The following is an 11,734-nucleotide window of genomic DNA, read 5'->3' on the forward strand; positions in this document are numbered from 1 at the left end:
GGTCGAGTGTGCCCGGCGCACCGGTCCATCTCGACCGGAACGGCCACACTCGCGCAGAACGGCCACGCTCGTGGGGGTGTGCGTTACGCGGTGAAGCGCGGGAAGGCGCTGCGGCCGGCGTAGACCGCTGCCTCGCCGAGCTCCTCCTCGATGCGGAGCAGCTGGTTGTACTTGGCGACGCGCTCGGAGCGGGCCGGTGCGCCGGTCTTGATCTGGCCGGCGTCGGTGGCGACGGCGAGGTCGGCGATGGTGGTGTCCTCGGTCTCGCCGGAGCGGTGCGAGAGCACGGCGGTCATGCCGTTGCGCTGGGCCAGGGAGACCGCATCCAGGGTCTCGGTCAGGGTGCCGATCTGGTTCACCTTGACGAGGATGCTGTTCGCGGCCTTGGCCTCGATGCCCTGTGCCAGACGCTTCGGGTTGGTGACGAACAGGTCGTCGCCGACGAGCTGCAGCTGGGAGCCGATCTCGGAGTTGAGGTGCGCCCAGCCCTCCCAGTCGTCTTCGGCCAGCGGGTCTTCGATGGAGACGAGCGGGTAGTTGGCGGCCAGCTCGGCGTAGTACGCCGACATCTGGGCGGCGGTGCGCTCCTGGCCCTCGAACGTGTAGACGCCGTTGGCGAAGAACTCGGTGGAGGCGACGTCGAGGCCGAGCGCGATGTCGGTGCCGACGGTGAATCCGGCGTTCTGGATGGCTTCCGAGATGAGGTCGAGCGCCGCACGGTTGTGCTCGAGCTCGGGGGCGAAACCGCCCTCGTCACCGAGACCGGTGCTCAGGCCGCGCTGCTTGAGCAGCGACTTGAGGGAGTGGTACGTCTCGACACCCCAGCGCAGGGCTTCGGAGAAGCTCTCGGCGCCGACCGGCAGCACCATGAACTCCTGGATGTCGACGCCGGTGTCGGCGTGCGCGCCACCGTTGATGATGTTCATCATCGGAACGGGCAGCACGTGGGCGTTCGGTCCACCGAGGTAGCGGAACAGCGGCAGGTCGGCCGAGTCGGCCGCGGCCTTCGCGACGGCGAGGCTGACGCCGAGGATGGCGTTGGCGCCGAGGCGCTTCTTGTTGTCGGTGCCGTCGAGCTCGATCATGGCCGAGTCCACGAGACGCTGGTCGGCGGCGTCGAAGCCTTCGATCGCGGGGCCGATCTCGTCGAGAACCGCGTCGACCGCCTTGAGCACACCCTTGCCCTGGTAGCGGTTCTTGTCGCCGTCACGAAGCTCGTAGGCCTCGAATGCGCCGGTGGACGCACCCGACGGAACGGCGGCACGGCTGACCGTGCCGTCCTCGAGAAGCACCTCGACCTCGACGGTCGGGTTTCCGCGCGAGTCCAAAATCTCGCGAGCGCCTACAGCTTCGATCTGAGCCACAACTGTCTCCTTGTTTCACATGTGTGGGGGGTGGAAAATCTGCGGTAATCCGTTCGCCAGTCTAGTGACAGGCGCAAACGCCGGATGTCCGGTGGCCGAACGCCCGGTGCGCTAGTGCAGCGTCTCGTCTGCGGGCGTGACCGTCCACGACTCGAAGCGCACCGTGAGGCCGGGGCGGCTCGGAGCACAGAGGAACGGGCCGGCTTCGACGAGCGCCCCGGGGTCGAGCGGGGCGAGCCGGATGAGCGCGAACGGCTCGTCGTCGACGCGCGCGCGGATCGCGACGGCATCCCCCGAACGGCTGGCCCGCACGGTGATGCGGCGCCCTGCCCAGTGCGGAACCGGCGCGACAGACCAGTCGGAGACGCCGCGGGTGACGACGGCGCCCAGTTGGAGCAGGCCGTCGGAGAATTCGACGCCCGACTTGATCCAGTTCTCATCGTCGGTGCGGATGAAGACGCCGGCCTGGTCGAAGTCGCCGCTGAAGTCGCCCGTGAAGGCGACCTCGACGGCCGTTCCGACGTCGAACGGAGCCACGAGCGCGTGCTCGGTGTCGTGGATGAAACCGTACGACGTGATGCGCCAGGCGTCGGTGCCCTCGGCCGCCGTCACGACCAGCGCGTCGCCGTCGGGGTGCGCTTCGACCGGCTCGTGGGTCCAGTGGCCGGAGGCCCAGTCGACGCGGGTCATGCGAACTCCTTGATCTCGAGGGATGCGGCGTCGGTCGTGTCGGGGTTCACGAACGCGAACCCGCCGAAGCCAGCCGCCTCCGCGCGGTCGAGCACGGCCTTCAGGTTCTTGGCCCGCTTCTCCAGACGCACCCGGCGACCGGATGCGATCAGCTCGGTCTTCACCGAGAGAAGCCGGTCGAGCGGCACGGCCGGGTCGTAGACGAGCACGATCGAGTCGGCCACCGCGGAATCGGGCGCCTCGATCAGGTCGACGACGCGCTCGAAGCCGATCGAGAACCCGGCCGCGGGCACCTCGGTGCCGAGGAAGCGGCCGATCATCCCGTCGTACCGGCCGCCGCCGCCCACCGAGCTTCCCGATCCGGGGTGCGAGATCTCGAAGATCGTCCCCGTGTAGTAGCCCATGCCGCGGACGAGCGTCGGGTCGAATCGCAGCGTGACGCCTGTCGGAAGCGTGTGGAGGGCGTGGGCGAGCGACTCCAAGGCGGCGACCGCATCCGTGTCGACGCCGTCGGGCAGGATGCCCAGAATCGCCTCGACCGTCAGCTCGACCCCGCCGTCGGCGAGGTGGGGCTCCAGATTCTCGAGGATGCCGCCGAGCACGGCAGCGGAGTCGGCTCCCTCGGCGCTCAGCTCGGCGACCACCCCGGCGGCGCCGATCTTGTCGAGCTTGTCGATCGAGATCAGCACCTGGGGCCAGCGGGTCTCGGCGAATCCGCAGAACTCGAGCAGCCCGTTCAGGATGCGGCGATCGTTGATGCGGATCGTGCAGTCCGTGAGCCCGAGCGCATCCAGGGCCGCGGCGGTGGCGGTGATCAACTCGACTTCGGCGAGCTGGCCCTGCTCGCCGATGATGTCGATGTCGCACTGCACGAACTGGCGGTAGCGGCCCTTCTGAGGGCGCTCCGCGCGCCAGACCGGGGCGATCTGGATCGACCGGAACACCGGGGGCAGTTCGGCGCGGTGCGTCGCGTAGAAGCGGGCGAGGGGCACGGTGAGGTCGAACCGGAGGCCGAGATCGGTGAGGCTCAGCATGTCGCCGGATTCGATCGCCGACTCGAGATCCGCGGTGTCGAGTCCCCGTTTCAGCACGCTGAACGCCAGCTTCTCGTTGTCGCCGCCGAGCCCCGAGTGCAGGCGCGCCACATCCTCGACCACCGGCGTCTCGATCTCGTCGAAACCGTGGGCCGAGAAGCTGCGACGGATCACGCCGAGGGCGTGCTCGCGACGCGCTTTGTCGGCCGGAAGAAAATCGCGCATGCCTCGGGGCGGGGTGATCGGGGAAGCCATGACCACGATTCTTCCATGCGGGGTGACGGCGGGCGGCGCATCCCGCTAGCGTTGCAGCGATGACAGCCGAACCGTTCCGCATCGACGTTCCCGATTCCGTGCTCGACGATCTCCGCGAGCGCCTCGCCCGCACCCGCTACGCACCCTCGCTCGGTGACGGCACCCGATCCGGTGGCATGGATGCTGCCGAGCTGCGCGGCCTGGTCGAAGCGTGGGCGAACGACTACGACTGGCGGGCCGAGGAGGCACGCCTCAACTCCTACGACCAGTACCTGGCGGAGGTGAACGGGCACCGCCTCCACTACGTGCGCATCCCGGCGGCCGGATCGGCCGACACCCGCATCCCGCTGCTGCTGCTGCACGGCTGGCCGAGCGCGTACACCGAGTACCTTCCCCTCGGCGAGCGCCTGGCGAACCCGGCCGCCTTCGGATCGGACGCCCGCGTGGCCTTCGATGTCGTCATCCCCTCGCTTCCCGGGTTCGTGTTCTCCGACCTGCCCGATCGTTCGCTCACCCGCCAGGCGATCGCCGATGACCTGCACGAGCTGATGACCGGCGTGCTCGGCTACGACAGGTACGCGGCCTTCGGAGGGGACATCGGCGGCGGGGCCGCGACCTGGCTCGGCGTCGACCACGCTGACCGCCTCATCGGCGTGCAGCTGCTGCACGCCCCGTTCCCCTCCGACACGTCCGACCTCAGCGACGAGGAGCAGACGTTCCTGGATGCGGTCGACGAGTACGACGAAGACGACGGCGGCTACAGCGAGATCATGGGCACGCGGCCCGACACGATCGCGGCGGCCCTCAACGACTCACCGGTCGGCCTGCTCGCCTGGATCGTCGACAAGTGGCAGGACTGGGTCGACGGCGACCTCGAGCGGGTGATCGACCGGGACACCCTGCTCACACTGGTGACGCTCTACTGGGTCACCGACTCCATCGGCTCGTCGTTCCGGCAGTACTTCGACTACCCGCAGAACACGCCACGACCGCCGATCGCGGCGCCCGTCGGCGTGTACCTGAGCCGCGAGCCGGTGATGGACGGGTTCCCACGGTCACTCGCCGAGCGCGCAGCGGCAGACCTGCGCGAGTTCGAGGTGGCGCCGGCCGGTGGCCATTTCGCCGGGCTGGAGCGTCCGGAGCAGACGGCGGATGCCATCCGTCGCTACTTCGGTTCTTTGCTCGGATGAGCGCAGCCGGACCGCGAAAGCCCTAGCCCGGGCGTGCGGCCCGGTCGTACTATGTGGGTGTTGCCACCCTGATGGTGCGGCGTGAACCGCGCTTCGGTGGTGTCCCAGAGGACCTGGCATGAGCCCCACCGTCCCGACCACGGTCACGGTGTTCGCTGCCAGACACAGGCTGACGGCACGGTCGCCAGACGCCAGGAGTAGCGGTATCGCTCTCACCCGAATGGTCGAGGACGTGCTCGCCTGGCGGCTGTGCCGGCGGCCGCCAGCGCTGCGACGGACGCGCGTGCGGCTGTGCCACGCTGGGAGCATGATCGTCGAACATGTCGTGCTGCCCGTCATCCCCGGTCGCGAGGAGGAGTTCGAGGCCGACTTCGCCCGTGCGCGCCTCATCATCTCGGCCATGCCGGGCTTCAACGGTCTGACCCTCTCGCGGCAGCTCGAACAGCCGAACCTGTATCTGCTGCTGGTCGAATGGGCGACGCTCGAAGACCACACCGTCGGATTCCGGAAGTCGGCCGAGTATCAGGACTGGCGCGCCATCCTGCACCCGTACTACGACCCGTTCCCCGAGGTCACGCACTTCGAGCCTGTCGCCTGACCGCGGTCTGGCAGAGGCGGCTCAGTCGGGTGCGACGATCCCGATGATGCCGGCGTCGGCCGAGCCGGACTCGTGCTCGCGGATCTCGCCCTGCAGGTCGCGGAGGGTCGACCGCAGCGCGCGCTCCGCATCCAGACCGTTCGCCTTCGCGGACGCGACGATCGCCAGCAGCAGCGGGCCCAACTCGTCCTCCGACTGCACGGCCACTCCCCCGGCGTCCTCCAACGAGAGCAGGCCGACCTTCTGTGCACGACCGAGCAGTTTGTCGGCGAGGGACAGCGAGGGCATGGCCTGCGGGATGCCGTCGAGCACACTCGTGCGGCCCGGCTTCTCCACCTTCTTGAGGTCGTCCCAGAACTCGACGACGTCGTCGGCGGTCTCGGCCTTGCGGTCGCCGAAGACGTGCGGATGCCTCCCGACCATCTTCGCGGTCATCTGGGCGGCCACATCCTGGATGTCGAAGTCCTCGCCCGGGGTGCCCGCCGCGATGTCGGCGTGGAACAGCACCTGGTAGAGCACGTCGCCGAGCTCCTCGATCATGTCCTCGCGGTTGCCCGTCTCGATCGCCTCGACCAGTTCGTAGGTCTCCTCGATGAGGTATTGCACCAGCGACTCGTGCGTCTGGTCGGCATCCCACGGGCACCCGCCGGGCGCGCGCAACCGCGCCATCACGGCCACGAGCTCGTCGAGCTTCGTCGGCTGCGGGCCTCCGGCCGGCTCTGCTGCTCCGGATGAGAAACTCACGTCGGTCATCGATACTCTCCTCGGTCGTGTCCATCCTCTCACCGCACCCGGAGCACTACCCTTTCGTTATGGTCACCCGAATCGCCCGGCTCACGATCTCTGTCAACGATCTCGCCCTCGCACTCCCGCTCTACCGCGACGTGATCGGCCTGACCGAGCTGTACGCGGTCGAAGGCCTCGCCATGCTCACGACCGACCCCGGCGCGCCCGCCGGCGGCGCGACCGAGGTGCTGCTGCACCAGCGCACGCCGACGCCCGGGGATGCGGGGGTCGCCGCCAGTTTCGCGGTGGCCGACGTGGACGCCGCAACGGCCGCTGCGGTCGAGGCGGGCGCCGCCGTCGTCGACGAACCCGCCGACCAGGAGTGGGGCGAACGGCAGTCGGTGCTGCGCGACCGCGACGGCCACATCCTCTGCCTCGTCGCGCCGCTCCGGTAAGATCGGGCACTGGTGTGCCGGGAAGTCTGGTCGGCGGGTGACGTGAGGACGTCGCTCCTCCGTTCGACCCACCCCGCGCGCGGCGCGAGAAGGGCAAGACCCTCATGAGCATCATCCGCTCCGAACGCACCGCCGCCGGGCTTCTGCTCGGCGCTGCCGTTCTCGGCCTACTCCTGGCCAACACCCCGATCGGCCCCAGCCTGCTCGACCTGCAGCACGCCCACCTCGCACTCGGGCCCCTCGACCTCAGCGTCGGCCATTGGATCAGCGACGGTCTGCTCGCGATCTTCTTCTTCATCGTCGCTGTCGAGCTGAAACACGAGCTGGTCGTCGGCGAGCTGAACAGCGTCAAGAAGGCCATCCATCCGGCGATCGCCGCGGTCGGCGGCGTCATCGTGCCGATAGCGATCTACCTGGCGTTCACGGCCGGCGGTGACCTCGCCGACGGCTGGCCGATCCCGACGGCGACAGACATCGCCTTCGCGCTCGGTGTTCTCGCCGTCTTCGGGCGTGGGCTGCCGAACCGGCTGCGCGTGTTCCTGCTCGCGCTCGCGGTGCTCGACGACCTGATCGCCATCCTGATCATCGCCGTGTTCTTCACGACCGACCCCAACCTCACCGAGCTCGCGCTCGCCGCCGTCACGGTCGCCGCGTTCGGCATCCTGAGCCGCTTCCTCAAGGGCCGGATGCGCTGGCCGATCGGCGTGCTCATGCTGCTGATCGCCTGCCTCACCTGGTGGCTGGTCTACGACTCCGGAGTGCACGCCACGATCGCCGGTGTGGCGCTGGGGCTGGTCATGGCGCGGAAGCCCGCGGGCAAGGCCACCCACGCGCTCGAACCGTGGTCGAACGGGCTGATCCTGCCGCTGTTCGCGTTCTCGGCCGCGCTGGTCGTGATTCCGGCGGTGTCGCCGGCCGAGCTGTCGCCTGCGTTCTGGGGCATCCTGGTCGCCCTCCCGGTCGGCAAACTCATCGGCATCACGCTCGGCGGCTGGCTCGGGTCGTACACGCGGCCGAGAACCGAGCGAGGGCGCATCTCCGTGCCGGCCCTCCTGACCATCGGGGCGCTCGGCGGCATCGGCTTCACCGTGTCGCTGCTGATGAACGAACTGGCGTTCGCGGGCCAGGACACCGTGCGGGCTGAGGGAACGCTCGCCGTGCTGCTTGGCTCGGCGGTGTCGATCGTGGCCGCCGGATTCGCGGTGACCGGGCTCGCGCGGCGCTACCGGCGGCTGCATCCCAACTCCAGAACGCCGGAGAAAACGGGCGACACACCGGTGGTGCGTCCGTAACGACGGACATGCGGGCGCGCGTGGGCGAGATCTCCGGCGCCGGTGAGCGGCGCCGGGCGCCGGCTAGGCGGTCGCCTCCGGTTCGAGTTCTGCGGGCTCGGGGGCGGGGAAGATCGCGCCGAGAAGGGATGCGACCCAGGCGATGAGGTCGGAGTCGTCGGGAGCCTCGCCGTTCACGCGCGGGAGCGGAACGGTGACGACCTTCGGTGCGGCGTGGTACTTCGAGCCGGGATACATGCGCTGCAGCCGCACCTGCACCGAGTCGGCGAGGATCGCCGGCGCCAGCCGCAGGTTCGAGCCCATCGCGACGACCTCGCCGAGCCCGGCGCGCTGCGCGGCGAGCCGCAACCGGGAGACCGCGATGAGGTTCAGAACGGGAACGGGAGGCTCGCCGTAGCGGTCGGTGAGCTCTTCGAGCACGGCGTCGATCTGACCGGACTTGGCGTTCGGCGAGCTCGCCGTCGACAGCTTCTGGTAGGCCTCCAGGCGAAGGCGTTCACTGTCGACGTACTCCTCCGGGATGTGCGCATCCACCGGCAGCTCCAGCCGCAGCTCGGTCTGCCCCTCGGCGACCTCGCCGCGGAACGTGCTCACCGCTTCGCCGATCATCCGCAGGTACAGGTCGAACCCGACACCAGCGATGTGACCGGACTGCTCCCCGCCGAGCAGGTTGCCCGCCCCGCGGATCTCCAGGTCTTTCAGCGCCACCTGCATCCCGCTGCCGAGATCGTTGTTCGCCGCGATCGTGGAGAGTCTGTCGTGCGCGGTCTCGCTGAGCGGCTTGTTCTCGTCCCAGAGGAAGTACGCGTACGCCCGCTCGCGGCCCCGACCGACGCGACCGCGCAGCTGGTGCAGCTGGCTGAGCCCGTACTTGTCGGCGCGATCGATGATGATGGTGTTCGCGTTGGCGATGTCGAGGCCGGTCTCGATGATGGTCGTCGAGACGAGCACATCGAACTTGCGCTCCCAGAAGTCGACGACGACCTGTTCGAGGGCACGCTCGTTCATCTTGCCGTGGGCGACCGCGATGCGTGCCTCGGGCACGAGCTCGGCGAGCTTGGCCGCGGCGCTCGTGATGCTGCCGACGCGGTTGTGCACGAAGAAGACCTGGCCTTCGCGGAGAAGCTCCCGTCGGATCGCGGCGCCCACCTGCTTGTCGGAGTACGGCCCCACGAAGGTGAGGATGGGGTGGCGCTCCTCCGGCGGCGTCGCCAGTGTCGACATCTCGCGGATGCCCGTCACCGCCATCTCGAGCGTTCGCGGGATGGGCGTCGCGCTCATCGCGAGGATGTCGACGTTCGTCTTCAGCTTCTTCAGCGCGTCTTTGTGCTCCACACCGAACCGCTGCTCCTCGTCGATGACGACGAGCCCGAGGTCTTTCACCACCACGCCGTCGGCGAGCAGGCGGTGCGTGCCGATGACCACATCCACCGTGCCGTCCGCCAGGCCACGGATGGTCTCGCGTGCCTCCTTGTCGCTCTGGAACCGGCTGAGCGCCCGCAGGTGGATGGGGAACCCGGCGAAGCGCTCCTGGAACGTCTCGAAGTGCTGCTTGACGAGCAGCGTCGTCGGCACGAGCATGACCACCTGCTTGCCGTCTTGCACCGCCTTGAACGCGGCGCGCACGGCGATCTCGGTCTTGCCGAAGCCGACGTCGCCGGAGATCAGCCTGTCCATCGGGATGGGCCGCTCCATGTCTGCCTTCACCTCGTCGATGGTCTGCAGCTGGTCGGGCGTCTCCGCGAACGGGAAGGCCTCCTCCAGCTCGCGCTGCCACGGGGTGTCGGGACCGAACGCGTGGCCCTTGCTCGCCATCCGGGCCGAGTACAGCTTGACGAGCTCGACGGCGATGTCGCGCACCGCCTTGCGGGCGCGCCCCTTGGCCGCCGACCAGTCGCTGCCGCCCATCTTGCTGAGCTGCGGCGCCTCCCCGCCCACGTAGCGCGTGAGCAGGTCGAGCTGGTCGGTGGGCACGAAGAGCTTGTCGCCCGGGTAGCCGCGCTTCGACGGGGCGTACTCCAGCACGAGATACTCGCGCTTGGACTTCACCGCGTTGCGGCCGCCGCTGGAGACCTCGCGCTGAGTCAGCTCGACGAACTTGCCGATGCCGTGCGTCTGGTGCACCACGAAGTCGCCCGACTTGAGCTGCATCGGGTCGACGACGTTCTTACGGCGGGTGGCGAGCTTCTTCACCTGGCGTGAGTCGTAGCCGACGGTGCGTCCGTAGAACTCGCTCTCGCTCAGCAGAGCGAACTTCGATTCGGGGAGCTCGAAACCGTGCTCGACCGTCGCCTTCAGCAGATACGCGATGCCCGGCTCGGGGTCGAGAGGGAACTCGTCCACGTGGCGTGCGGGCAGCTCGGCCTCGGCGAGAACGTCCGCCGCGCGCTCCACGAGCCCCGCGCCTTGCGCGACGATGGCGACAGTCCAGCCGTCTCGCAGACGTTCGGCGACGTAGTCGATCGCCCCGGAGGCGTTGCCCTGAAAGCTCGGCACGGCCTCCGCCGCGATGCGCACCTGGAGGTGCTCCTCGAGTTCGCGCTCCTCGGGCAGGATGTCGTCGGCCTGGAAGCCGCTCATCGTCCACCACGGGTGGTCGGGCGCCTTCTGGCCGGGCGCGCTGAACGTCACCGAGTCGCGCAGCTTCTGCAGGGTGAGGAAGTCGCCCGCGGCGAGATCGATCGGGGCGGCGGCTCCCACCGTCGCCGCGCTCCAGGCAGCGGTGAGGAACTCGCGGTTGGTCTCCGCCAGGCTCACGGCGCGGCTCGCCACGCGCTCGGGAGACATGACGGCCACCGCAGCTCCGTCGGGGAGATAGTGGGTGAGCGGCACCAGACGGTCGACGAGCGCGGGTGCCAAGGACTCCATCCCTTCGACCGGGATGCCCTCGCCGATCTTCGCGAGCATGCCCGACAGACTCGGGAACTCGTGCTCCATCTCTCGCGCGCGCTGTCGCACCGAGTCGCTCAGCAGCAGCTCGCGGCTCGGCGGCAGTGTGACGACCGGGATCGGCTCGGGCAGCGAACGCTGGTCGGCCACCGAGAACGCACGGATCTGCTCCACCTCGTCGCCGAAGAAGTCGACGCGATACGGGTGCTCGGCCGTGGGCGGGAAGACGTCGAGGATGCCGCCGCGCACGGCGAACTCTCCGCGGCGGGTGACCATGTCGACCCGGCTGTACGCGAGGGCGACGAGCTCGACGGCCAGCCGGCCGAGATCGAAGCCGCGGCCGCCCGTGGCCAGTTCGACTGCCGAGTAGTCGATGAGGTTGTCCGCGAGCGGCTGCAGGGCCGCGCGAACCGAGGCGACGACGATGATCGGCTTGGCGCGATCCCCCTCCTGCCAGCTCTCGAGACGACGCAGAGCGAGCAGCCGCTTGCCGACGATCTCGGCGCTGGGGCTCAGTCGTTCGTGCGGAAGAGTCTCCCAGGCGGGGAACTCGATCACCTCGGCGTCGGGCACCACGCAGCCGAGAGCCGAGCGGATCGACTCGGATTCGCGTCCCGTCGCCGTGATCACCAGCAGCGCCTGCGACGCCTCGGCCTCCGCACGTTTGCGCAGCAGGCCGGCGATCAGCGGAGCACGCAGCCCGTCGGTCAGCGAGAAATCGGCGTCGCGCGCAGCCCACGCGAGGGCGTCATCGAACGTGGAGGCGCGCGAAAGCGCCGTGATCAAGCCCTGGAGTATCACTCGGCCCATGTTACGGGAGCCTGCCGACAAGACGTTCAGATCATTTGACCTTGACCAGGTTGTAGATCACGAGATGTCTGCCGTCGCGCGTCGTGAGCAGCAGCGTCGCGTTGATGTTCTCCTTCGCGTTGGCCAGCGAGTACGTCGTCGACGCGTCCGTCTTGTTCGAACCGAGCTCCCGGAATCCGGCGTCCTTCAGCTTCACCACGGCCGCCTTCTGCGCGGCGGCGTCGGGCACAGTGAGGGTGAACGACCAGCTCTTCCCCGAGCCGACGACCGCGTTGCTCACCGTTCCCTGCTCGACCTGCACGATTCCGGGAAGTCCGTCCGGCAACCCCCGGTCCTCGGCGGTGCAGCCTGCCAGCAGTGCTCCTGCGCACAGGGCTGCGACGACGGCAGCAGTGGAACGGAAGTGTCGGAAGATGGTCATGGGCGTCCTT

Annotated in this window: 10 protein-coding genes; 4 read left to right on the plus strand and 6 right to left on the minus strand. The window is 69.0% G+C overall.

The annotated features are described in order from the left end of the window. Nucleotides 1-83: 83 nt before the first annotated feature. The 3 genes from eno to hisS all read right to left on the minus strand — a co-directional run bounded on the left by eno (nucleotide 84) and on the right by hisS (nucleotide 3,343). Nucleotides 84-1,364, minus strand: coding sequence for a phosphopyruvate hydratase (gene eno, locus ACFVWR_RS12965; RefSeq protein WP_387212477.1), 1,281 nt, complete (start codon nucleotides 1,362-1,364; stop codon nucleotides 84-86). Between the two features lie 111 nt (nucleotides 1,365-1,475). Next, nucleotides 1,476-2,054, minus strand: a complete 579-nt coding sequence (locus ACFVWR_RS12970) for a DUF1349 domain-containing protein (protein ID WP_387212480.1) — start codon at nucleotides 2,052-2,054, stop codon at nucleotides 1,476-1,478. Next, nucleotides 2,051-3,343 (minus strand): histidine--tRNA ligase, encoded by a 1,293-nt coding sequence (gene hisS / locus ACFVWR_RS12975; RefSeq protein ID WP_387212483.1) that lies wholly within the window; start codon nucleotides 3,341-3,343, stop codon nucleotides 2,051-2,053. Before hisS ends, ACFVWR_RS12970 begins: the two co-directional genes overlap by 4 nt. A 59-nt stretch (nucleotides 3,344-3,402) precedes the next feature. On the opposite strand from hisS, the gene ACFVWR_RS12980 reads away from it, so the two are divergent. Continuing rightward, on the plus strand, nucleotides 3,403-4,533 hold the full coding sequence (locus ACFVWR_RS12980; RefSeq protein ID WP_387212486.1) for an epoxide hydrolase family protein: 1,131 nt from the start codon (nucleotides 3,403-3,405) through the stop codon (nucleotides 4,531-4,533). A gap of 307 nt (nucleotides 4,534-4,840) precedes the next feature. Continuing rightward, complete coding sequence (locus ACFVWR_RS12985; RefSeq protein WP_387212489.1) at nucleotides 4,841-5,131, plus strand: antibiotic biosynthesis monooxygenase family protein; 291 nt, start codon at nucleotides 4,841-4,843, stop codon at nucleotides 5,129-5,131. A 21-nt stretch (nucleotides 5,132-5,152) separates the two neighbouring features. Here the strand turns inward: ACFVWR_RS12985 and ACFVWR_RS12990 are convergent, their stop codons facing one another. Next, nucleotides 5,153-5,884 carry a MazG family protein gene (locus ACFVWR_RS12990; RefSeq protein WP_387212492.1) on the minus strand — a complete coding sequence of 244 codons (732 nt, stop codon included), beginning with the start codon at nucleotides 5,882-5,884 and terminating at the stop codon, nucleotides 5,153-5,155. 59 nt (nucleotides 5,885-5,943) lie between these two features. Here ACFVWR_RS12990 and ACFVWR_RS12995 point away from each other — a divergent pair, with 59 nt between their 5' ends. Then, nucleotides 5,944-6,312: a VOC family protein gene (locus ACFVWR_RS12995; RefSeq protein ID WP_387212495.1), complete on the plus strand. Its 369-nt coding sequence runs from the start codon at nucleotides 5,944-5,946 to the stop codon at nucleotides 6,310-6,312. A gap of 104 nt (nucleotides 6,313-6,416) precedes the next feature. After that, nucleotides 6,417-7,604, plus strand: coding sequence for a Na+/H+ antiporter NhaA (locus ACFVWR_RS13000; protein WP_387212498.1), 1,188 nt, complete (start codon nucleotides 6,417-6,419; stop codon nucleotides 7,602-7,604). Nucleotides 7,605-7,667: 63 nt separating this feature from the next. On the opposite strand, the gene mfd is transcribed toward ACFVWR_RS13000, so the two are convergent. Continuing rightward, complete coding sequence (mfd, locus tag ACFVWR_RS13005; protein ID WP_387212501.1) at nucleotides 7,668-11,294, minus strand: transcription-repair coupling factor; 3,627 nt, start codon at nucleotides 11,292-11,294, stop codon at nucleotides 7,668-7,670. A gap of 40 nt (nucleotides 11,295-11,334) precedes the next feature. Next, nucleotides 11,335-11,724: a hypothetical protein gene (locus tag ACFVWR_RS13010; protein ID WP_387212504.1), complete on the minus strand. Its 390-nt coding sequence runs from the start codon at nucleotides 11,722-11,724 to the stop codon at nucleotides 11,335-11,337. Nucleotides 11,725-11,734 lie beyond the last annotated feature (10 nt).

The organism is Leifsonia sp. NPDC058292 (assembly GCF_042880955.1).
Lineage (GTDB): Bacteria > Actinomycetota > Actinomycetes > Actinomycetales > Microbacteriaceae > Leifsonia.